Consider the following 22,327-nt stretch of genomic DNA (forward strand, 5'->3'; position numbering starts at 1 on the left):
GATGAGCATGAGCTTATTGGAGTTAAAAGACGTATCTATGGCCTACGGCGGAAAAGTATTTGCTCTGCAGGACATCAATATGACGGTCGAAAAGGGTGAATGGCTGGCAATAATGGGACCGTCAGGCTCAGGTAAAACGACTCTCATGAACATAATAGGCTGTATGGATAAAGCCACATCGGGGACAGTCGTTTTAGACGGTATTGATTTGACGGATGTAGACCATCAGCAGCTGACAACTCTGCGCCGTGATAAAATTGGTATGGTATTTCAGCAGTTCCACCTTATACCATATCTGACTGCCGTAGAAAATATAATGGTAGCGCAATATTATCACAGCTTGCCGGATAAACAGGAAGCTCTTGCGGCACTGGATCGTGTAGGATTAAAGGATCGTGCGGGGCATCTGCCAAGTCAGCTGTCAGGCGGAGAACAGCAGAGAGTATGTATTGCCAGGGCATTGATCAACTATCCTGTTTTAATTTTGGCGGACGAACCAACAGGTAATCTTGACGAGGCGAATGAAAAGCTGGTGATGAATATATTTCATGAACTTCATGATGAAGGACATACGATATTAACAGTAACCCATGCACCCGAAGTGGGCAGAGAAGCACAGCGGGCGGTTATTATAGAGCATGGGCGCATTGCGGGCAGCGAGGCAAAGGCAGAATGAAAAAGAAATATGGGGCGCTTGTTTTTGCCGGTGTGTTGTCAACACAAATTTTAGCGGGCTGTGCCGGTGAACAGCAGACAGAAAATGCAGCCAATGCCGTTGCGGTTCCGGTTCCTGCAAGTTCGGGAGAAAACGGCAAGGCACCATGCTGCGATTTATCAGATACCAAAGATGGTGAATATGCAGCCGAAAGCAAGGCTGACAGCTTTATGGGACATGGCCGGATAGCACTCACTATTAAGGATCACAAAATAACGGCGGTCAATTTTGTGGGGGTAGATCCTGAGGGAAATATCAAAGGTGCGGATTATGGCAAAACCAATGGACAGGTAGAAAATCCGGGGTTTTATCAAAAAGCGCAAAGAGCTGTGAAAGCCAATTCTCAATATGCTGAACAGCTCCTCCAGGTACAGGAGCTGGCGAAAGTAGATGTGATTTCCGGTGCTACGGCATCTTATGATCAGTTTGTCGAATCTGCCAAGATTGCTCTCGAAAATTCTAAAAAATAGGGACACTTGATTGACAGGCATTGCTGCTGTATATATAATAAAAGCGTACAATAAAATATTTTTACTGAAAAAGAGAATGTATAATCGGTATTGAAAAATAGAATTAATCTGTTTTTTGATGCCGTTTTTTTCTGTGTATTGGATAGTAATTATATAAAAGAAAGGCATATCAATATGAAGAAAAATTTTTCAGTCATTCCATCCGTACGTGACATAAAAGCCTTGAACAGGGCGCTTGCCATTCCCGGGGATACAATTCTTTTAAGCACTATTACACATATAGGCAATTTGAGAGAATTGGTGCTGCTTTGTCATAAAGCAGGTAAAAGAGTAATAGTGAATCATGAGCTGGTCGGCGGTTTAGGCAATGATAATATGGCGTTTGAAATGTTGAAAAAAATGTATAAAGTTGATGCAGTCATTGAAAGTAATCAAATTTATGCGGGCAGAGCAAAAGCAGCGGGGATCGAAGTGATATTGAAGATACCCTTGATAGATTCATTGGCAAGAGAATCGGCGCTCAGGATGATAAATAATGTCAAACCTGATACGCTGGAGGTAAAGCCTGCGATATGCGCACTTGATAATATAACAAAAATACAAAAAGGTTATGCCGGCAAAATTTTTGCCAGTGGATTTATAGATGATACTGCGTTTGCTGATAAACTTTATAACAGCGGTCTGGATGGGATCATGACAAGCCGGCAGGAGCTGTGGGATAGGTTTTATTGAAATTAAGAACTGGATGATTTATTTTAAATAAATAAATTATTCATTATTTTCATATTTATTATTGACAAAACATAAATAAATTTTTATAATGTAAAAAGAATAAGAGTTTCCCGGGAAACTTTGTATTTTATAACAAAATATTTTTATATTGAATGGTGTATTGAATTCGGTATTAGGACGTGAAGATTGTTTCGCGCCTTAATACCGTTTTTTTATTATGTTGGGCACACTAATTTTAAGGAGATATTATTATGCTGGTAAATATGAATGAAATGCTGCAGAGGGCAAAAAAAGAAAAATACGCGGTCGCCGCATTCGATTGTGTAGAGGATATTTTTGTCAGAACCATTTTGGATACTGCTGAACGGATGCATTCACCGGTGATTTTGATGGCGCTGGAATATGATCTTGCTGGACGGGGAATGGACTATATATCAGGACTTATAAAAGCTGTCGCACCTGTCTATGATATTTCTGTGGCTTTACATTTAGATCATGCAACCAATTTCGCGATAATAGAACGCGCGCTGGCTAATGGTTTTACTTCTGTCATGTATGACGGGTCAGCGCTGCCTTTTGAGGAAAATATAGCGAATACAAGACATGTCGTACAAATGGCTCAAAAATATAATGCAACTGTGGAGGCCGAGCTGGGACATGTTGCAGGAAAAGAATTATCAGGATGTGATGACAGCCATGAAATAGAGCTTACTGAACCAAAAGAAGTGAAAACATTTATTGAGGAAACAGGAATAGACGCACTGGCTGTTTCCATTGGCACAGCACATGGAATATATATATCAGAACCAAAGCTCAATATTGAAAGATTGCAGGAAATAACAGCGGCCAGCAAAGTGCCTTTAGTTTTGCACGGGGGGTCGGGAACACCGGAAACGGAGCTGAGAGCGGCTGTAAGTAATGGGATAACTAAAATAAATGTTTATTCTGATTTACGTATAGCATTGGGGGAAGGCTTAAAATCAGCAGCTGTGAATAAAAGGCGTGACCCATTGCCGGATAAGGCATTTTCATCTATAAAAGAAGCGATCGGGCAAGTGGTCGGCGACAGAATAGAGTTATTCGGCTCAAAAAATAAGGAAGTCGATTAAAGCGTTTCGGTAAATTAATTTGCAGGGAGAAAAGAAAATGATTACAAAAGCAGTGAGGATGTACGGAGAAAATGATTTAAGATTGGAAGAGTTTGCTTTACCGGCGATAAAGGAAGATGAAATCCTTGTAAAAGTGATTTCTGACAGTATATGCATGTCAACATACAAAGAAAGCAGGCAGGGGGCAAATCATAAACGAGTTCCGGAAGGGATCGACAAGCATCCTATTATTGTGGGGCATGAAACAGCGGGAAATATAGTGGAGGTAGGAAGAAAATGGCAGCATAAATATCATGTGGGTGATAAATTTTCTTTGCAGCCGGCGCTTGTATATCAAGGAATAAGCCACACTGTAGGTTACAGTTATGAAAACTGCGGCGGTGCCTGTACATATGCAGTTGTTCCGGCTGAAGTAATGCATACGGACAGCCTGCTCAGGTACGAAGGAAAAGCCTATTATGAAGCATCGCTGTCGGAACCTATGAGCTGCATAATAGGAGCTTTTCATGCATCCTATCACAATACAGCGGGAAAATATGAACATGCAATGGGAATTAAAAAAAATGGGTTCATGGCTATTTTGGCGGGGGCAGGGCCGATGGGGATGGGAACTATTGATTATGCGTTGCATGGTGATATATGTCCGGGTGTGCTTGTTATCACAGATATAGATCCTGGAAGATTGAAACGGGCGGAACGCATCTTTCCTGTTGAGGAAGCCGGAAAAAAAGGTATCGCATTGCATTTTGTGAATATGTCGGATTTCGATAAGCCGGCAGAACATTTACGGTCTTTGACAAATGGACACGGTTTTGACGATGTATTTGTACTTGCTCCGGTGAGTGAAGTAATTGAGCAGGCTGATCAAATCTTAAGCTATGATGGGTGTATAAACTTTTTTTCAGGACCGATTGACGCAAATCTCAGTGCGAAGATAAATTTTTATAATATTCATTACAATAGTATCCATATGCTGGGAACATCGGGCGGATATACTTCTGATATGGTGGAATCTTTGACCTTATCGGCTCAGAAACGCATCAATCCCGCAGTGATGATTACACATATATGCGGTATAGATGGAATTATTGATACGACTCTGAAGCTGCCGCATATACCGGGCGGGAAAAAATTATCTTATCCTCAAATAGAAATGGAGTTGACGGCGATAGAGGATTTTGCCCAAAAGGGAACAAATAATCGTCATTTTGCAAAACTTGCGGAAATATGCGGAAAAAATAATGATCTTTGGTGTGAAGAAGCAGAAGCATATTTATTGAATAACTGGCCTGCAAAAAGTAATAAATAGACTGCTTGTATTTTGGCTGAGAGTTCTATTTCAGCCAAAATACAAAAAACTTTTATAAAAATAAACAAAAAATTAAGATTATTAGTATTTTTCAAATAGAAATATCAAGGAGGTATAAAGATGGACGGAGTAACAGGAATTATGCAGTATCTGGGGGTTCTGGCAGCAGGATTTATCGGCCTTTTTCATAAGGGCGGGGAGAGTTTTGTCGGGATGGTCACAGGCATGCTGCCAACATTGATAGTGCTCATTACGGCTATCAACGCGTTCATAAATGTTTTGGGACAGGACAGAATAAACAGGTTCGCACAATTGACGAGCAAAAATATTATTTTGCGGTACACGGTATTTAACGTAATAGCTATGTTTTTCCTGGGCAATCCGATGGCGTATACATTAGGCCGTTTCCTGCCGGAAAAATACAAACCGGCATTTATGGATTCATGCATTACTTTTGCACACCCGATCACAGGCCTTTTTCCGCATGCCAATCCGGCAGAACTTTTTGTATGGCTTGGGATAGCAAACGGGATCACCCAGCTGGGACTGCCGACGAGCGAACTCGCTGTGCGCTATTTCGTTGCCGGTGTCATAGTAATATTGATACGCGGCATCATTACTGAAAAAATCACATTGTATATGATGAAGAAAAAAGGCATGCAGGTATAAGGAGGATATAAAAATGGCTAATGCAGTAAGAATAGAAAAAGGGCCAAACGGATTCGGCGGACCGCTGACCGTAAAACTGGAAGGCGGCCGAAACAAAGTTGTCTATATAACCGGAGGAGAAAAACCGGCAATAGCAGACAAAATAGCAGAAATACTGGGAGCAGAACTGATCGACGGATTTAAAAACGGCGTGCCGGATGAAGAAATAGCGGTAGCGATAGTAGACTGCGGCGGGACCCTGCGCTGCGGCATATACCCGAAAAAAGGCATTCCCACAGTAAACCTGACACCGGTGGGAAAATCAGGCCCGCTGGCAGCATTTATAAATGAAACAATATATGTATCTGATGTAAAACCGGCAGGAATAAGCGCAGTTTCGGCAGACGGAGCAGTAAGCAGCGCGCCGGCACCCGCGGCAGCACCCGCAGCGGCAAAACCTGCGGGACCGGCAAAAACAGAAAAAGGAAACATACTGACAAGATTCGGCAAAGCAGCCGGCGGAGTAATAGCCATCTTCTTCCAGGCGGGACGTGATACCATAGACATGGTAGTAAAAACGATACTGCCGTTCATGGCCTTTGTTAGCATGATAATAGGACTTATAATGGGATCGGGACTGGGAGACTTCATAGCAGCCCATCTGTCACCGTACGCAGGCTCACTGCCGGGACTGTTTATCATATCAGTGATCTGTTCACTGCCGATCCTCTCACCGATGCTTGGCCCCGGTGCGGTCATCGCGCAGGTCATCGGCGTACTCATCGGCACACAGATAGGAGCCGGAGCCATTTCACCGCAGTTTGCCCTTCCGGCCTTATTTGCCATCGACTCACAGGTAGGCTGTGACTTTATGCCTGTAGGACTCAGTCTTATGGAAGCAAAACCCGAAACGGTAGATATCGGGGTGCCGGCTATACTTGTGTCGCGTGCTGTAGGCGGACCTATCGGCGTCATCGTGGCTTATTTTGTCGGTATCGGATTATTTGCATAATAAAACAGACTCTGCCCGATCAGAAACGGGCAGAGTCTGTTTTATTGAGCAGAATCATTAAAAATGTTGATTTTGCTGCCGATCCGTTTTTTCCTTCTTTATTTCATTGTGCTTTTCTTTTTTATGCTTTTTCTGGACAGTCGGTTTCTGATTATGCGAAGATTCCTGCTGTATCTGGGTCGGATGCTGCTCCTGCGGTGAAGCGTTTACGACGGCAGCACCGAAAACACTGGTCAGCATGGCGGCGCCGATTGTCAGAACCGATAATTTTTTTACTTTAGATTTGATCATTTCTATCACACTCTCTTTGTAAATATTTACTATTTCTGAGATGGATTATATCATAATTATCATTTTAAAATGTGACAGCAATATGATTTTTATCTGAAAATAAGCTGAAATTACACCGGATAAGTTCACTCTGATATAGAGCTTGCTGTTTTGCAATGATACAGGCAGGATTGTCTTACTAAAATAAAATAATTTTTATTTGATGGGCAGCATCAATGCAGACATAACATATAAAGGCATAAATCAAAAGTCTACGGGAGTTCCATAATACACAGCTTTCAGCAGTTCACGCATCTGTTCTTTAGTGATCTTGCGCGGATTGCTGAGTGTGCATGCATCATTTACAGCGGCCTCGGCCAAATAATCTAATTTTTGCAGAAATTCTTCTTCATTGACGCCAAATTCTTTTAATGTATGCGGTATGCTGAATTTTTCACCGCATTTGTACAATTTTGTGCAGAGCGCATCCACCGCAGCTTGATCATCACTTTTGCTGATACCGAGATGTCTGGCAATCTCCGTATAGCGTGCGGCAGCTGTTTTATCTTTTGCATTATAGGCGATAACGTACGGTAAATAAATGGCATTTGCGCAGCCGTGCGGAATGTGTCCTGTACTGTATGCCGGACCTGTTTTATGTGCCAGAGAGTGGGTTATGCCAAGCAGTGCATTGCTGAAAGCCATCCCGGCCAGGCATTGGGCATAATGTACTTGTTCGCGTGCATGACTGTCTCCTTTATATGAAGCTTCGAGATATTTATCTACGGTAATTATAGCCTGCATAGCTAACGGATCGGTAAACGGACCGTTCATTGCTGATACATATGCCTCAATAGCATGTGTAAGTGCGTCCATGCCTGTATAGGCAGTAAGCTTGGGAGGCATTGTTTCGGCTAATGCCGGATCGACTATGGCAATATCAGGAGTGATATTAAAGTCTGCCAGCGGATATTTTATACCTTTTTGATTATCGGTGATCACCGAAAAAGCAGTGACCTCCGTGGCTGTTCCTGAAGTTGAAGGAATGGCAAGAAATCTGGCCTTTTTGCGTAAAGCGGGGAAGGAAAATGGCTGTATGATATCTTCGAATTTAACATCGGGATGCTCATAAAATACCCACATTGCTTTAGCTGCATCAATGGGAGATCCGCCACCCATCGCAATGATCCAGTCAGGTCCGAAATCCAGCATCTTTTTTGCACCGTTCATGACGGTTTCTACGGAAGGATCAGGTTCTACTTTTTCGATAAGTTCTGTTTCTATATTTGCTGCTTTCAGGTAGTTCAATACTTTATCGACAAAACCAAAACGGCGCATTGAGCTGCCGCCCAGAACCAGCACCGCCCTTTTTCCTTCAATATTTCCCAGTTCCGCTAAAGAACCTTTTCCCCAGTAAATATCCCTTGGCAATGTAAACCTTCTCATAAGCAACCTTCCTCATCTAACAAGTTTTATGAATCAATATTCGCAAGTGTACAAAACAGATTTTTATTATGCAGAGCAAGCAATTATATTATGAAAAATTAAATAATTGCATTTATAATGATTATTATATAATGTTTCAAATTTACATACAAGGCGGTATTTATATTTTGTCCAATCCCAGCGGTATAGAAAATAATATTTCGGAAAACAATTACCGGCATGAGGTTTCATCATTGGTTTCTCAAATTTAATATTACTACACCAATAATTATCAAGGCTATTCCTGCTACTGTGTATATATTTAACTGCTCTTTCCAAATCAAAACACTTACCAACGCGGTTATGGCTGTCCCTACACCCGACCAGATGGCATAAGCGATACTTAAGGGTATAGTGGTAAGCGCCTGCGATAAGGTATAAAAGGAAATCCCCATGCCTATCACAAAAATAATACTCGGTATAAGTTTTGTAAATCCCACGGATGCTTTCATCATAGAAGTGGAAAAAATCTCAAGAATGATGGCGCTTCCTAATAAAATATAGCCGCTCATTATAATTTATCCTCTCTTGTCATTGAAATTAAATATTGCAATATTTTTTCATAAAGGTTTTTATTTAAATATAATCCGTACAATTGATTAAAGTACATTCCGTCAACTGCCAGCCTGATGATAGTTGCTATGACAGGATCTATCTTGTCATTTTCAATATGTGAATGAACTAGCTTCAGCTGTTGGGCCATAGTCTTCAACAAGTCTGGTTTGGCTGCTGCCGCTGCCAAAAAAGCCGTATTCATATCTATATCATATTTTTCCTGATCAAACGTCAGGTTTATATAGGCTCTTGTCCATCGCCCTCTTGCGAAATTATCTTTTTGAACATTATCTTCCAGATCTTTATTAAAATTCAGAAGCAAATAATTAATCATGCCTTCCAATAATGCCTCTTTATTGGAAAAATGATATAATAAACCACCCTTGCTTATTCCCGCAGCCTTTGCGACAGATTCCAAAGTCAAAGAAAAAATGCCTTCCTCATTAATGATTTTGGCAGCGGCTTTTAAAATTTTTGTTTTTAGATCGTTTTGTTTGCCCATAGTAATGCCCAGCCTTTCCGTAAAATATATTATATACCGTCTGGACGGTATAGTAAATATTTTGTTTATGAAAAGGTGGTGAAGATCAGGCACACTTCATTGACACAAAATATAGTATTTGTTATCCTGTAATATAAGTTTTTATAATATGGAGGTATACTGTGCAGAGAAAAGATATTTTTTTGGGATTGATCACAGTTGTTATCTGGGGGCTTAATTTTATAGCCATCAGTGTGGGCTTGACGACGATACCTCCTCTTCTGCTGGGAACTCTGCGTTTTTTGGTAGTAATGTTTCCTGCTGTTTTTTTTCTGCCGCGGCCGCCGATTGATTGGCGATGGCTGATAGCATTAGGATTGACGATCAATACGGGACAATTTGCTTTCCTTTTTTTCGGGATGAAAATGGGGATGCCTTCGGGGCTGGCGTCACTTGTACTTCAGGCGCAGGTTTTTTTCACGATGATAATGGCTACAGCAGTTTTGTCGGAGCAATGGCATTGGAATCATGTGGTTGGCTTGTTTCTGGCTGCGGTCGGCATGTTCGTCATAGGTTTTCAGCATGGAGACAATATGACGATATTGGGATTTATGCTTACAGTATGCGCTTCGGTCAGCTGGGCAGCGGGCAATGTGATTATGCGCAGGGCAACACTTGGCGTGCCGCCTTATTCTATTCTTTCTCTGGTCGTTTGGGCGGGAGCCGTTGCCATACTGCCGCTGCTTGTTTTGTCATGGATAATAGAAGGGCCTGCTGCGTGGGCAGAAGCATGGAGCGCTTTTAACCTTTCTTCAGCGGCATCAATAATCTATTTGGCCTATTTTGCTACTTTCGGCGGATATGTCATCTGGGGCAAACTTTTGGCACGTTATCCGGCAGGGGTTGTATCTCCGTTTGCTCTTTTAGTGCCCGTCGTCGGACTCAGCAGTTCGGCGCTGGTCCTGGACGAAAAATTGTCCGTCCTGCAGGTGACAGGAGCCTTTTTAGTAATGGTTGGTTTGATAGTCCATATATTCGGCAGAAAAATTATAGACTTAAACAGGTGATTGTATTGTAAAAGGAAGGTTGATTTTATGTCTGAGTTAAAAGTACTGATATTGGTCTTGATGCTCACTGTTTTTAATTTGACACTATGTTCAGCTGAAGCAACTGATGTAAAAACCTTTTCGGATGGTGTGACGGAAGAACTGCTGATCGGGATTAATGACGGACAATATCCGGCGGCAGCAAAATTTTTCGATGCCAAAATGGAAGATGCTCTAAATAAGAAGCGATTCACAGCAGAGGCCAAGAAGACCAAAAAGATGTTTGGTCAGTATATATCTAAGGAATATATGCGTTCAGAATCGAAGGAGTCTTATAAAATTATTGATTACAAGGCAAAATTTACCAAGGATGATAATGTTACAGTGCGGACTGTTTTAACAGAAGATGGCAGTGGTTTCTTGATAGCAGGTTTTTGGATATTGAAAAACTGATAACGGTTGTTTGCAGGAAAACAGCACAGCAGTATGTGCAGGAAACGTATGCAAAATAATATTGCTTTAAAAATCAATATGTAGTATTATAACAATATAAACAGGGTTTGATTTTACCTGCTTATATTAAAACTTTATTAGCAGTCTTTGGGGCAGGGTGAGATTCCCTACCGGCGGTAAAGCCCGCGAGCCTTTTTGGCAGATTCGGTGTAATTCCGAAGCCGACAGTATAGTCTGGATGGAAAAAGATTGTGTGATTTTAATTGTGAATTGATGATATTATCACACCGATTTATTCCGTTTGAGTGTAATTGAGTTTGTTTTGCCGCTTAGCTGCTGAATACTTATGTATTTGGCAGCTTTTTTGTTTTTAGCTGTATGTTCAAAATTTATTTTGGGCCGATAATCATATAAATGGAGACTTAATTCAGACGGCATTTTGACGCCGCCTGAATAGTAGTCGAAATTATCCAGGGACTTAGCCGCTCTTTACTCGCCGCTTGCAGAAGCGGGAGTATTAGAGCGGGTTAGTCATCGGATAAATTCAGGGGAGGCTGCTATATGGAGAGCGATGAGCGATATATGCGGATGGCGCTTGAACTGGCGAAAAATGCAGAGGGAAGAACCAGTCCGAATCCGATGGTAGGAGCGGTCATAGTAAAGGACGGACGAGTGATCGGCTGCGGCTGGCACAAACGGGCGGGAACTCCTCATGCGGAAGTGAATGCCTTGGCGGCTGCAGGTGATCTTGCCAAGGGCGCAACGGTTTATGTAAGTCTTGAGCCTTGTTCTCATTTCGGCAGGACGCCGCCGTGCTGTGATGCTTTGATAAAGGCGGGAGTAAAACGTGTCGTCGTGGCAATGACTGATACAAATCCAAAGGTGTCAGGGCGCGGCATAAAGAAAATACGCGATGCCGGCATTGAGGTGACTACAGGGCTATTGGCAGATGAAGCCAGAAAACTTAATGAAGTATTTTTTAAGTGGATAGAAAAAGAGCAGCCTTTTGTTACGATAAAAAGTGCGATGACGCTGGATGGAAAAATTGCTACCTGCACCGGTCAGTCAAAATGGATCACCAGCGAGCAGTCACGGCAGTACGGACACAGACTGCGCGATATAAATGATGCGATCATGGTCGGTATAAATACGGTCATCGCTGATGATCCTTCTCTGACCGCCAGACTTGAAAACGGCGGCAGGAATCCGATAAGGATAGTTCTTGACAGCTGCGCCCGTATTCCGCTTGACAGTGTGCTGATCAATGACGGCAAGGCTCCTGTGATTATGGCGGTGACAGAAAAAGCACCAGAGGAGAGACTACGGGCTCTTGCTGATAGGAATGTCCAGATACTGGCGTGCGAAGAGGACACAAATGGTCATATATGTCTGCAGAAATTGTTCAGGCAGCTGGCTCAAAAAAATATATGCAGTATTTTGGTGGAAGGCGGAGCAGCGCTTATGGGCAGTATAATAAGCGCAAATCTGGCCGATAAGGCATACTTTTTTATAGCACCAAAATTGATCGGCGGAGAAACGGCAAAAATGGCTGTTGGCGGCGAAGGTATCGGTGAGCTGTCTGATGCTGTGGAGCTTTTTGACACATCCGCGGAAGTTTTGGATGGCGGGGATGTTTTAATAAAAGGATATATGAGGTGATTTTATGTTTACGGGAATAATCGAAGAAGTCGGTCATATATCGGGAATCAAGAACGGGGCATCCTCCGTACGACTTACCATTGCCGCAAAAAAAATTTTGACGGATGTCGGTATAGGTGACAGTATTGCTGTCAATGGTACATGCCTCACAGTCACACAATATACAGATAAAAGTTTTTCCGCAGATGTCATGCCTGAATCTGTAAGAAAAACTTCACTCGGAGAATTGAAGCAGGGCAGTCTTGTTAATCTGGAAAGAGCTTTAAAAGTGGGCTCCCGCCTGGGAGGACATATTGTCAGCGGTCATATCGACGGAACAGGAACGATAATTGAAAAAAAACCGGAAGATAATGCCGTCATTGTTACGATCAGTGCTGATAAGGGACTATTGCGGTATATAGTGAAAAAGGGTTCTGTGACAATAGACGGAATCAGTCTGACTGTGGTAGATGCCGATTATGCTGAGTTTTCAGTGTCACTTATCCCGCATACGGCTTCTATAACGACTATAGGGCAGAAAAATACCGGAGCGTCTGTAAATATAGAAACAGATATATTGGGGAAATATGTGGAAAAAATGCTTTTGATGCAAAAAGCGGAAAGCCCGCAGCTTTCCAAGATAAATGCGGAATTTTTAAGTAAAAATGGATTTTAAAAAAATATGTTATAGCACAGCTATTTTGGGAAAAGAGGATTTTTATGGAAATAAAATTTGATTCGGTGGAAAAAGCAATAGAAGATTTTAAGAACGGTAAAATGGTACTTGTGGTAGATGATGAAGACAGAGAAAATGAAGGTGATCTGCTTGCTCCCGCGGATCTGGTCACACCAGATATAATAAATTTTATGGCAATTCATGCCAAAGGGTTAATATGCATGCCGATGGATGCGTCGCTTGTTGATAAAATGGGTCTTGAACCCATGGTGGCTCATAATACGGATAACCATGAAACGGCTTTTACCGTTTCTGTCGATCATGTTGATACAACTACGGGAATATCTGCTTTTGAACGGGCGCTGACAGTTAAGAAAATGATGGAAGAAGATATAAAACCGACTGACTTGCGGCGTCCCGGGCATATTTTTCCTCTGCGTGCCGTTGAAGGGGGAGTACTGCGCCGGACAGGACATACAGAAGCTACAGTCGATCTGGCAAGACTGGCAGGACTGAAACCGGCAGGTCTTTGCTGTGAAATAATGAGTGCGGATGGACATATGGCGCGTACACCGGAGCTGTATAAATTTGCCAAAGAGCACGGCTTGTCTTTTATAACGGTAGCAGCGTTGATAAAATACCGGAAAAGCACGGAATGTTTTTTAAAAAAAGTGGAAGAAGCACAATTCCCCAGTAAGTATGGTATGTTTAAAATAATAGCCTATGAAAATCAGCTTGATGACAAGTGCCATATTGCTATAGTAAAAGGCGATGTGCGCGGTAAAAAGAATGTGCTGGTGCGTGTTCATTCTGAGTGTCTTACCGGTGATGTTTTGGGATCTATGCGCTGTGACTGCGGGGATCAGCTTGCACAGGCACTTCGTCGCATCGAAGCAGAAGGCGAAGGCGTTGTGCTGTATATGCGGCAGGAAGGCCGGGGCATTGGTCTCGCCAATAAAATAAGGGCTTATGCTCTGCAGGACGGCGGCAAGGATACAGTGGAAGCAAATGTTCTGCTGGGATTTGCGCCGGATATGAGAGATTACGGAATAGGTGCCCAGATTTTGACCGACCTGGGACTCAGCAGTATTCGTCTGATGACGAATAATCCGGAAAAAAGAGCAGCCCTTGAAGGTTATGGTCTGAAAATCGTCGAAAGAGTACCTATAGAAATACCTTCTAATAGCTTTGATGCAGGATATCTTAAAACAAAAAAAGAAAAAATGGGACATTTATTGAATAACGCTCAGTGAGTATATATTATAAGAATGCGTGGAGGATTATATTATGGCAAAGATCATTGAAGGACATTTATCGGCAAAAGGTTTGAGATTCGCAATAGTAGTAGCCAGATTCAATGAATTTATTACAAGCAAACTGCTGTCAGGAGCAATCGATACATTGAATCGGCACGATGCATCACAAGATGATGTGACAGTAGCGTGGGTGCCGGGGGCTTTTGAAATTCCTCTGGTTGCAAAGAAAATGGCGCAGAGTGATAAATACGATGCAGTTATCTGTCTCGGTGCCGTTATTCGCGGTTCGACAACACATTATGATTATGTCTGCAATGAAGTATCTAAAGGGGTGGCGACCGTAGGACTTTCTACCGGAGTGCCGACTATTTTTGGCGTAGTGACCACCGAAAACATTGAACAGGCTATTGAACGCGCCGGAACAAAAGTCGGCAATAAGGGGACTGATGCTGCTATGAGTGCTATAGAAATGGCAGATCTGCTCAGAAAAATCTGATGTGTGGTAAAGTATTGATGGCAGTAAAGCCGGTAAAAAGGAGTTGGGTATTTTGAAAGTGGGAATTATCAGTGACACACATGGCTGCGCCGAACGATTTGCATTGGCGTATGATAAGTTTTTTAAAGATGCTGACATGATCATTCATGCGGGCGATGTTCTCTATCACGGTCCCCGAAATCCTATGCTGGCTGATTATGATCCGGCAAAACTGGCAGAAAAGCTTAACAGTCTGCCTATGCCGGTAATAGTGACACGCGGAAATTGTGACAGTGAAGTGGATACGCTGGTTTTGAATATGCCTGTTCAGGCACCTTATACTTATGTGGTGATTGACGGACTTAAAATAGTGACGACACATGGGCACTATGTTATGACCGATAAAGAGAAAGACGATATGGCTGCCCATCTGAAAGCCGATTTGTTTATAAGCGGGCACGTGCATATCAATGTGCTGGAAAAACGCGGTAATACCATATTCTTGAATCCCGGGTCTCCTGCACTCAGCAAAAGGACAGACGGACGACAGACCGCAGCTGTTTTAACGGATAAAAAGATTGAGATAGTTGATATAGATACGGATGAAGTTTTGCTGGCGCTGAAAAGATAATAAAAGCGGGAGCCTGCGGGTTGACCTCAAATATTTAGAGCAGATTCAGGGCAGTGGGATATTTACATTCCACTGCTTTTGCTTTAGAATATAGAATTAATCACAAACATAAATACAGGGAGGCCGTTAAGGCAGAATGTTCAACAACAGCAGACTTTTACACCGCATAGATCTTCCGCTGATAATAGCGATCACATTGCTGGTCCTGGTCGGTATTGTCATCATAGGGAGTGCCACTCATATTAATGCACCGGGCAGTGAAAGATATTGGTATGTGCAGAGGCAGGGGATTTTTGCCGTGCTGGGCGCAGTTATTGTTTTCTTGATGATGAAGTTCGACTATCGTATGCTGCAGCCATTGGGCAATAAGCTTTATATATTCAATGCGCTGATGCTTTTAGCTGTTGATATAGCCGGTCATTCAGCTCTGGGCGCTCAGCGCTGGATACAGATAGGGCCAATCAGCTTTCAGCCGTCAGAATTCTCAAAACTGATTATGATAATATCATTGGCAGTTTTATTGGAAAATCGTGTTGGTAAACTCAATACTTTCAAGGAATTGCTGCCGGTTGCCATTTATTTAATCATACCGTTTTGTCTTGTGGTCACACAACCTGATTTGGGAACAGCGCTGGTCTTTCTTGCCATATTTTTTGGGATGATATTCGCTGCCGGTGTAAATATGAAATTGATAGGGATAATTCTTGGAATAGGTCTTTCCTGCCTGCCAATTTTCTGGCATTTTTTAAAAGAGTATCAAAAAATGCGTATTATGGTATTTATCAATCCGAATATAGATCCGCTTGGTTCCGGATATCATATCATTCAGTCAAAAATAGCCATCGGTTCCGGCCTTTTATACGGAAAAGGTCTGTTTCAGGGGACTCAGAGCCAATTGAATTTTCTGCCGGAAAATCATACAGATTTTATTTTTGCTGTAATAGGCGAGGAGCTGGGTTTTATTGGTGCGACCATCGTATTGCTGATATTTCTTTTTGTTTTATGGAGGGGAATAAAAATAGCCAGAGAAGCGAGTGATAATCTGGGTATGCTGTTGGCGGTGGGGATGACTTCAATGCTGGCTTTCCATGTATTGGTCAACGTTGGAATGACAATCGGCATTATGCCCGTGACAGGAATCCCGCTGCCCTTTATAAGTTATGGTGTCAGTTCGCTGATAACTAATATAATGGGTATGGGAATGCTCTTGAATATTTACAATAATCGTCAGCAGCTGATTTTCTGAAAATCACCGGTGTATCAAAAAAATCATATTTTCTCCATAGAAAGTTCACAATATTGAGTTATACTGTAAACAACTTAAAGGAGGGAATATATTATGATGGGATATGGCGGTTTTGGCGGTCATTATGGCTTTGATTGGCTGGGTGCCGGTTTTGGTATGATAACTCATCTGGCATTTACAGTTCTTATAGTAATGGCAGCAATATACTTCTATAAAAATATTTTTCGCGGCGGCAATTGCCGTCATTTACGTGGGCAGAACGATGCGGCTTTGGAAATATTGAGAGAGCGCTATGCCAAAGGAGAGCTGCCTGCTGAAGAGTTTCAAAAAATGAAGAAAGAATTGCAGTAAAGACTGACTGCAGATATTTCCCGATGCCAGACTTATTTATTGTCTGTCTTTTGCAGCAAGATGGATGATGAAGTCCGGTCAACGGATAAAATATACTTTTTTACTGGTCCGAGTTTTACCCAAACTATAATAAACAGCAAAAAGCCTTAGTGCAATAACACTAAGGCTTTTTGCTGTTTAATTGCTGCGGATGGATTTAGTTTATCCGATGATTAACCCGCTTAATACTCCCTGGACAATTTCGACTACTATTCAGGCGGCGTCAAAACGCCGTCTGAATTAAATCTCCATTTATAAAACTTCAGAAAAGTAGATAACCGTTACGGTGTCTTCCATTGTGATTCTCTTTTTGTAAATATTTTCAAAATCGGCGATCAGATCTTCGCGTGTATTTATTTCAGGATTTTGATGATCAAGATCTTCAGAAGTTAATTCAGCCATTTTTTTTACCTGAACCTTGTCAAGAAAAGCGACAAAAAGTTTTTTCTTGGGCTGCAATTTAGATCCTGTGGTTATCCAGACTAATGAGCTTTCAGGGTATTGTCTGCTTACATCGCCTAAACGTACAGTACAATTTTTTTGACGGACCATCAGCATTTTTTCGTGCTTGGGTGCTTGGAAATTTAATGACATCATATGACTATCTCTCTCCTATCATGGGATAAAATCCCCAATATATAAATCATTCAAAATGATATGTATGATTTTTTTTAAAATTCCTTTCACGCAGCCAATAGACAGTAAGGCCAATGACAACGCCAAGTAAAGCAACATATTGGCCTTGGTGCAGGGCAGAGTCTTTTTGGGTGGAAAGATACATAAAACCGAAAATAAAACGGCAGCCGGCGGCAAGGATCATAGCCTGAAGAAAGATATTGCCTCTGCGTATTTTCATATAATTTACCTGCAGATATGTCAGTATAAGAGAAAAAAACAAAACAAATGCTAAGATTCCCGCCTGGTATAAAGCTACAGGCCGGAAATATAAATAATGTTCGAATCCCGTCGGCCTCTGCTTAAAATCAACATAAGCGGCCAGACTGTGATCGTTTGCTACGGAAGCTAACGGAAGCCCGATGGTGTTTTGCATAAAAAAATTGCCGATCTGATCGACGATAAGACCAGCAACCATCCCAGGTAAAAGAATATCCATCCAGTGCCAGAAATTTTTCCCGGAAAGATAGAGATAAAATGCACTGCCAAGAAGAAAACCGGCAAATCCGCCATAGATAGATAATCCACCTTGACTGAGCAGGAATATGCTGAAAAGCTTGCCGGCATATTCCTGCCAATGCAGCAATACATAACCTCCGCGGCTGAAAATTATGCCGAGAGGGATACTCCAGAGAAGAAGATCAACCACAGTAGAAAAATCTTCCTCTCTTTTTTGTGTATTCAGCCATGTCACGAGCAGACCGAGGAGTATGGATAAAACGATGGTAATACCGTACCAATATATGTGAAAGTGTCCTAGTATAAACATGATGTTATAGATCAATATGCCTTTCTTTATCCGTTGGATTTTTGTTGATGGTTCAGCTGTTGAACCTAAATAAGTCAATGTATAAGAGACGAATAGATTATTGTAATATTTTAACTCGAATATAAAAAATTAGCAAATAAAATATAAAAAATGTGTTATAATTATATCGTAGTCAAGTACTTGGATAAGGAGATAATAATATGACAATTACAAAGGATATGGGGATTATGGAAGTTGTCCAGAAATACCCGGAAACCGTTGATGTTTTTGCTATGTCAGGTATGGGCTGTATCGGTTGTGCCGCATCTCATTTCGAAAATATCGAACAGGGAGCTATGGCACACGGCATCGATATTGATAAACTGATGGCAAATCTCAACGAAGTTGCAGATGCACAGATTCAATAAATAATAAACCGGCAGGAAAATCCTGCCGGTTTATTATTTATTGAACAGTATATTTTTTATGGCATTATGCACGACTTTTTCCGGGACTGTGTCATCCAAATGAACTTTTCCGATTTCGTCTAAAAGGATCCAGTTTATTTTGCCTCCGACAGTTTTTTTGTCGTGAAAAAGATCGTTATATATGCCTGCTTCGGAGCAGCCGGTGCATTTATCGGGCAGCCTGCATAAGTCGAGGATGCGGCGGATGTCCGACACTGTATCCTCTTCGATAAAGCCAAGCTCACAGCTTATAGCAGCGGCGCCAAGCATACCTATGGCGACAGCTTCGCCGTGATTGTATTTTTTATATCTCGTTTCTCTTTCGATAGCATGGCCCAGTGTATGTCCGAAATTCAGGATGGCGCGCAGTCCTGTTTCCTTCTCGTCTTCGGCTACAACAGATGCCTTGATTTCGCATGATCTGGCTATGATATTTCTCAGAATCTCGTTGTTCAATGTAAAAATTTCGGCGGAATGATCGGCTATATAGTCAAAAAATGTTTTGTCATAAATCAGGCCGTACTTTATTATTTCCGCCAGGCCGGTAGATATTTCTCTGGCAGGAAGTGTCTGCAGCATGTCAAGGTCTATGAAAACGGCTTTGGGCTGATAAAATGCACCGATCAAGTTTTTGCCGAGGGGATGATTTACCGCGACTTTGCCGCCCACGGAAGAGTCGACATGCGCCAGCAGGCTGGTCGGAATCTGAATAAAAGGAACACCGCGCATATAGGTTGCTGCGATAAAACCGGCGAGATCACCAACTACACCGCCGCCAAGTGCGATTATCGGCGACTTTCTGTCCAAGCCGGCTTTGATGGCTTCGGTGTAGAGATCCTGAGCGGAAGTAAAGGATTTTGTTTTTTCTCCGGCTTCCAGTATGGCCAAGCGAGGTGAAAAACCGATTGTCCGCAGCAGATCTGTTATTTTTTCACCATATAATTTGCCTACATTGCTGTCCGTGACAACAAGGGCGGTACGTGAAAAATTACTGCCCGCAAAAAAATCGGCAATTGTTTTGTGTAAATTGTTGTCTATATAAATATCGTAGCTGTTATTTATGATGGGAACGGTTACTGTCTTCAATTCTTTTTCCTCCGCAGATATACGATGATTTCATTAACTATTTGCAGCGGCGTGAGATCATCTGTATCAATCATGAAATCGGCCTGATCATAAAAAGGCATTCTTTTTTCTAAAAGTGACTGCATTTTGCTTTCATCATTTTTCAGCAAAGGTCTGTTATTGCGGCCTTTTGTTCTTCTCATAATTGTCGGGATTCCGGCACGCAGACAAATCAATATGTTGCCGCCGGTTTTCATGGACAGACGATTTTCCTCAAACATGGGCACGCCGCCGCCGGTCGATATGACAATATTAGCGCGGCTGCAAACTTCTTTTACGATTTTGTTTTCATACTGGCGAAAGTAATCTTCTCCTGATTCGGCAAAAATTTGAGGAATAGACAATTCGGTTCTTTCTTCGATAAGTGTATCCGTGTCAACGAAAGAATAGCCGAGTTTTTCAGCTAGAAGACGTCCTACACTGCTTTTGCCGGTTCCCATGAAACCTATTAAAACAATATTCTTCATTTTTTGCCCAGTCTTTTATTATAGTTTTCAATAGAAGAACGGATATCGTTCATGGCGTGTCCGCCGAACTGTTCCAAAACAGCATCGGCAACCGCATACGCGATCATGGCAGCACCTACTATCGATGCTGCGGCTACAGCACAAATATCGCTGCGTTCTGTAGAGGCTAAAACTTCTTTTTTATCTTTGATATCTATGGAATGAAGAGGAGCCATGAGGGTCGGGATCGGCTTCATTACGGCGCGCAATATGATGTTTTCACCGTTGGTCATGCCGCCTTCCAGTCCGCCGGCGTGATTTGTCTTTCGATAGACCTGCTTGTTTTCATCATAAAACATTTCATCGTGCATTTTACTGCCGGGGTTATATGCATAAGCGAGACCGTCGCCTATTTCGACGGCTTTTATAGCTTGTATGGACATAAGAGCTTGTGCCAGTCTGCCGTCAAGCCTTTTGTCCCATTGGATATGAGAACCGAGTCCTTCCGGCACGCCCGTAGTTATTACTTCAAACATACCGCCAAGAGTGTCGCCCGACTGTCCTGCATCACGGATCTTTTGCCGCATTTTTTCTTCGGCCGCCGCATCTATGCAGTTAAGGTCGGAGGTATTGTCTGCGATTTTGGTATAATCAATGCTGTGACGATCTATTTCGACGCCGCCGATATTTACTACATGAGAAAATACACTGATACCGAGGGACTGCAGAAACTGCTGGCATACGGCACCGACTGCTACCTTAGCAGCCGTTTCGCGTGCGCTTGCTCTTTCTAAAATATCGCGGATATCGGTTCTGTCATACTTGTGTATACCCACTAAGTCGGCATGACCCGGTCTGGCTGCGGTCACTTTATCACCGAACGGTTCTCCCTTGACAGACATTTTTTTTATCCAATTGCCCCAGTCGCGGTTTTTTATTTGCAGGGTAATGGGATCACCCATAGTTTCATTGAAACGTATTCCCGATAAGATATCAGCCTTATCCGTTTCTATCTTCATACGGCCGCCCCTGCCATATCCCATTTGGCGGCGGGCCAGTTTTTTGTTTATTTCGTCAGCATCGACTTGCAGCCCGGCGGGAATCCCCTCTAAAATGGCAGTCAGGCATTGACCATGTGATTCACCGGCAGTAAGAAAACGTAACATAACAACAATCCTTCCTTATTCTTTATTGTAAATTTATTTAGCCTTCATCCATTGATTCCAGACTGGCGGTACGAATATTTCATTGAACTTTGCGACTGCGTAACTGTCGGTAAGACCGGCAATATAATCGACAACTGTCTGCTGTTTGCCCCATTTTTCTTCCATTCGGCGAAATTCCAGCGGCAGTTTGTGGAAATGCTTCATATAATAGCCAAATAGCTGTTCGATTACAAAACATGCCTGTTTTCGTTCTCTCGCCAGTATTTTGGAATGATATATGCGCTCGAACATGAAGCTGCGAAAGACATCCATGGTTTCTTTCATAGGTTCCGATAATAAAATATCATGTTTGCCGGTCGATGACAATATCATATCACTGACCATGCCGGTGATCATAGTGGAATGATCGTTACCCAAAGACACTGCCACGGATTCGGGCAGATCATTTTTTTTCAGCAGACCGGAACGCAGACTGTCATCGAAATCATGGCAAAGATAGGCTATTCTGTCAGCTGTTTTTACTATGCGGCCCTCCAGCGAAAACGGTACTGTACTGCCTGTATGATTTAGGATACCGTCTTTTACGGCAAGCGTCAAATTGAGGCCTTTTCCGTCTTTTTCCAGATATTCCACCATGCGCAGGCTTTGTTCATTATGCGAAAAATGACCTATGAGATTTGACATGGCATCCTCTCCGGCGTGGCTGAACGGTGTGTGTCCTACATCATGACCAAGAGCGATAGCTTCTGTCAGATCTTCATTCAGGCGCAGACCGCGTGCGATTGTCCTTGAAATCTGAGCTACTTCAAGACTGTGTGTCATACGTGTGCGATAGTGGTCTCCGGAGGTTATGTAAACCTGTGTTTTATGTTTGAGCCGGCGAAAAGATTTTGAATGAAGGATGCGGTCGCGATCACGTTGGTACGCTGTCCGAAAAAGGCACATCTCTTCATGGCGGCCGCGGACAGCCTCTCTGCTTTTTGCAGCATCCGCAGACAGTATCTCGTATTCCAATTCTTCTGTTCGTTCTCTTACATTCATAAATGCACCACCCTGCACAAAAAAATTATCGCTGTTATCTGTATTGCTCAAGTAAATTACTA

Annotated in this window: 28 protein-coding genes and 1 riboswitch; of the genes, 17 read left to right on the forward strand and 11 right to left on the reverse strand. The window is 42.4% G+C overall.

Annotation, left to right across the window (positions count from 1 at the left end; translation table 11 throughout):
- Positions 1–7 precede the first annotated feature (7 nt).
- From I6758_RS06010 to srlE, 7 genes are all read left to right on the forward strand, one after another.
- Positions 8–676: an ABC transporter ATP-binding protein gene (locus I6758_RS06010; RefSeq protein WP_196604285.1), complete on the forward strand. Its 669-nt coding sequence runs from the start codon at positions 8–10 to the stop codon at positions 674–676.
- Complete coding sequence (locus tag I6758_RS06015) at positions 673–1,185, forward strand: FMN-binding protein (protein ID WP_196604286.1); 513 nt, start codon at positions 673–675, stop codon at positions 1,183–1,185. The genes I6758_RS06010 and I6758_RS06015 overlap by 4 nt, the downstream gene beginning before the upstream one ends.
- A gap of 174 nt (positions 1,186–1,359) precedes the next feature.
- Positions 1,360–1,917 carry a glycerol-3-phosphate responsive antiterminator gene (locus I6758_RS06020; RefSeq protein ID WP_196604287.1) on the forward strand — a complete coding sequence of 186 codons (558 nt, stop codon included), beginning with the start codon at positions 1,360–1,362 and terminating at the stop codon, positions 1,915–1,917.
- 251 nt (positions 1,918–2,168) lie between these two features.
- Positions 2,169–3,026, forward strand: a complete 858-nt coding sequence (locus I6758_RS06025) for a class II fructose-bisphosphate aldolase (RefSeq protein WP_196604288.1) — start codon at positions 2,169–2,171, stop codon at positions 3,024–3,026.
- Between the two features lie 37 nt (positions 3,027–3,063).
- Complete coding sequence (locus tag I6758_RS06030) at positions 3,064–4,335, forward strand: zinc-binding dehydrogenase (RefSeq protein WP_196604289.1); 1,272 nt, start codon at positions 3,064–3,066, stop codon at positions 4,333–4,335.
- A gap of 141 nt (positions 4,336–4,476) precedes the next feature.
- Positions 4,477–5,004, forward strand: coding sequence for a PTS glucitol/sorbitol transporter subunit IIC (gene srlA, locus I6758_RS06035; protein WP_196604492.1), 528 nt, complete (start codon positions 4,477–4,479; stop codon positions 5,002–5,004).
- Positions 5,005–5,017: 13 nt separating this feature from the next.
- Positions 5,018–5,995 (forward strand): PTS glucitol/sorbitol transporter subunit IIB, encoded by a 978-nt coding sequence (gene srlE, locus I6758_RS06040; RefSeq protein ID WP_196604290.1) that lies wholly within the window; start codon positions 5,018–5,020, stop codon positions 5,993–5,995.
- A gap of 57 nt (positions 5,996–6,052) precedes the next feature.
- On the opposite strand, the gene I6758_RS06045 is transcribed toward srlE, so the two are convergent.
- The 4 genes from I6758_RS06045 to I6758_RS06060 form a co-directional block, all read right to left on the reverse strand.
- Positions 6,053–6,286, reverse strand: a complete 234-nt coding sequence (locus tag I6758_RS06045; RefSeq protein ID WP_196604291.1) for a hypothetical protein — start codon at positions 6,284–6,286, stop codon at positions 6,053–6,055.
- A gap of 243 nt (positions 6,287–6,529) precedes the next feature.
- Positions 6,530–7,711 (reverse strand): iron-containing alcohol dehydrogenase, encoded by a 1,182-nt coding sequence (locus I6758_RS06050; protein WP_196604292.1) that lies wholly within the window; start codon positions 7,709–7,711, stop codon positions 6,530–6,532.
- Positions 7,712–7,941: 230 nt separating this feature from the next.
- Positions 7,942–8,262: a DMT family transporter gene (locus I6758_RS06055; RefSeq protein WP_196604293.1), complete on the reverse strand. Its 321-nt coding sequence runs from the start codon at positions 8,260–8,262 to the stop codon at positions 7,942–7,944.
- On the reverse strand, positions 8,262–8,807 hold the full coding sequence (locus I6758_RS06060; protein ID WP_196604294.1) for a TetR/AcrR family transcriptional regulator: 546 nt from the start codon (positions 8,805–8,807) through the stop codon (positions 8,262–8,264). Before I6758_RS06060 ends, I6758_RS06055 begins: the two co-directional genes overlap by 1 nt.
- Positions 8,808–8,968: 161 nt before the next feature.
- Between I6758_RS06060 and I6758_RS06065 the strand changes: the two genes are divergently transcribed.
- Both I6758_RS06065 and I6758_RS06070 read left to right on the forward strand, forming a co-directional pair.
- The gene (locus I6758_RS06065) at positions 8,969–9,853 is read left to right on the forward strand and encodes an EamA family transporter (RefSeq protein WP_196604295.1); all 885 of its coding nucleotides are present in this window, start codon (positions 8,969–8,971) and stop codon (positions 9,851–9,853) included.
- Positions 9,854–9,880: 27 nt separating this feature from the next.
- The gene (locus tag I6758_RS06070) at positions 9,881–10,285 is read left to right on the forward strand and encodes a DUF3887 domain-containing protein (protein ID WP_196604296.1); all 405 of its coding nucleotides are present in this window, start codon (positions 9,881–9,883) and stop codon (positions 10,283–10,285) included.
- A 139-nt stretch (positions 10,286–10,424) separates the two neighbouring features.
- Positions 10,425–10,539: riboswitch (FMN riboswitch) on the forward strand.
- A gap of 28 nt (positions 10,540–10,567) precedes the next feature.
- Here I6758_RS06070 and I6758_RS06075 read toward each other — a convergent pair.
- Positions 10,568–10,723, reverse strand: coding sequence for a hypothetical protein (locus I6758_RS06075; RefSeq protein WP_196604297.1), 156 nt, complete (start codon positions 10,721–10,723; stop codon positions 10,568–10,570).
- Positions 10,724–10,846: 123 nt separating this feature from the next.
- On the opposite strand from I6758_RS06075, the gene ribD reads away from it, so the two are divergent.
- The 7 genes from ribD (at position 10,847) to I6758_RS06110 (ending at position 16,558) form a co-directional block, all read left to right on the forward strand.
- Positions 10,847–11,944: a bifunctional diaminohydroxyphosphoribosylaminopyrimidine deaminase/5-amino-6-(5-phosphoribosylamino)uracil reductase RibD gene (gene ribD / locus I6758_RS06080; RefSeq protein WP_196604298.1), complete on the forward strand. Its 1,098-nt coding sequence runs from the start codon at positions 10,847–10,849 to the stop codon at positions 11,942–11,944.
- Between the two features lie 4 nt (positions 11,945–11,948).
- On the forward strand, positions 11,949–12,599 hold the full coding sequence (locus I6758_RS06085; protein ID WP_196604299.1) for a riboflavin synthase: 651 nt from the start codon (positions 11,949–11,951) through the stop codon (positions 12,597–12,599).
- Between the two features lie 44 nt (positions 12,600–12,643).
- Positions 12,644–13,852: a bifunctional 3,4-dihydroxy-2-butanone-4-phosphate synthase/GTP cyclohydrolase II gene (locus I6758_RS06090; protein ID WP_196604300.1), complete on the forward strand. Its 1,209-nt coding sequence runs from the start codon at positions 12,644–12,646 to the stop codon at positions 13,850–13,852.
- 34 nt (positions 13,853–13,886) lie between these two features.
- Entirely contained in the window at positions 13,887–14,351 is a 465-nt protein-coding gene (ribH, locus tag I6758_RS06095) for a 6,7-dimethyl-8-ribityllumazine synthase (RefSeq protein WP_196604301.1), read from the forward strand.
- 52 nt (positions 14,352–14,403) lie between these two features.
- The gene (yfcE, locus tag I6758_RS06100; protein ID WP_196604302.1) at positions 14,404–14,961 is read left to right on the forward strand and encodes a phosphodiesterase; all 558 of its coding nucleotides are present in this window, start codon (positions 14,404–14,406) and stop codon (positions 14,959–14,961) included.
- A 136-nt stretch (positions 14,962–15,097) separates the two neighbouring features.
- Positions 15,098–16,207 (forward strand): rod shape-determining protein RodA, encoded by a 1,110-nt coding sequence (rodA, locus tag I6758_RS06105; protein WP_196604303.1) that lies wholly within the window; start codon positions 15,098–15,100, stop codon positions 16,205–16,207.
- 93 nt (positions 16,208–16,300) lie between these two features.
- Positions 16,301–16,558: an SHOCT domain-containing protein gene (locus I6758_RS06110; RefSeq protein ID WP_231038535.1), complete on the forward strand. Its 258-nt coding sequence runs from the start codon at positions 16,301–16,303 to the stop codon at positions 16,556–16,558.
- A gap of 291 nt (positions 16,559–16,849) precedes the next feature.
- On the opposite strand, the gene I6758_RS06115 is transcribed toward I6758_RS06110, so the two are convergent.
- Positions 16,850–17,194 (reverse strand): ASCH domain-containing protein, encoded by a 345-nt coding sequence (locus I6758_RS06115; RefSeq protein WP_196604304.1) that lies wholly within the window; start codon positions 17,192–17,194, stop codon positions 16,850–16,852.
- Between the two features lie 46 nt (positions 17,195–17,240).
- On the reverse strand, positions 17,241–18,041 hold the full coding sequence (locus tag I6758_RS06120) for a prolipoprotein diacylglyceryl transferase (protein WP_196604305.1): 801 nt from the start codon (positions 18,039–18,041) through the stop codon (positions 17,241–17,243).
- 200 nt (positions 18,042–18,241) lie between these two features.
- Between I6758_RS06120 and I6758_RS06125 the strand changes: the two genes are divergently transcribed.
- Entirely contained in the window at positions 18,242–18,448 is a 207-nt protein-coding gene (locus I6758_RS06125) for a DUF1858 domain-containing protein (RefSeq protein ID WP_196604306.1), read from the forward strand.
- Positions 18,449–18,481: 33 nt separating this feature from the next.
- Here the strand turns inward: I6758_RS06125 and aroB are convergent, their stop codons facing one another.
- Genes aroB through I6758_RS06145 form a run of 4 tightly spaced genes read right to left on the reverse strand, consistent with a single transcriptional unit; the run spans position 18,482 to position 22,265 of the window.
- On the reverse strand, positions 18,482–19,573 hold the full coding sequence (gene aroB / locus I6758_RS06130; protein WP_196604307.1) for a 3-dehydroquinate synthase: 1,092 nt from the start codon (positions 19,571–19,573) through the stop codon (positions 18,482–18,484).
- Complete coding sequence (locus tag I6758_RS06135; RefSeq protein WP_196604308.1) at positions 19,570–20,079, reverse strand: shikimate kinase; 510 nt, start codon at positions 20,077–20,079, stop codon at positions 19,570–19,572. Before I6758_RS06135 ends, aroB begins: the two co-directional genes overlap by 4 nt.
- Positions 20,076–21,224: a chorismate synthase gene (aroC, locus tag I6758_RS06140; protein WP_196604309.1), complete on the reverse strand. Its 1,149-nt coding sequence runs from the start codon at positions 21,222–21,224 to the stop codon at positions 20,076–20,078. The genes I6758_RS06135 and aroC overlap by 4 nt, the downstream gene beginning before the upstream one ends.
- 33 nt (positions 21,225–21,257) lie before the next feature.
- On the reverse strand, positions 21,258–22,265 hold the full coding sequence (locus tag I6758_RS06145) for a deoxyguanosinetriphosphate triphosphohydrolase (RefSeq protein WP_196604310.1): 1,008 nt from the start codon (positions 22,263–22,265) through the stop codon (positions 21,258–21,260).
- Positions 22,266–22,327 lie beyond the last annotated feature (62 nt).

The sequence above is a fragment of the Pectinatus haikarae genome (assembly GCF_015732185.1).
Taxonomy (GTDB): domain Bacteria; phylum Bacillota; class Negativicutes; order Selenomonadales; family Selenomonadaceae; genus Pectinatus; species Pectinatus haikarae.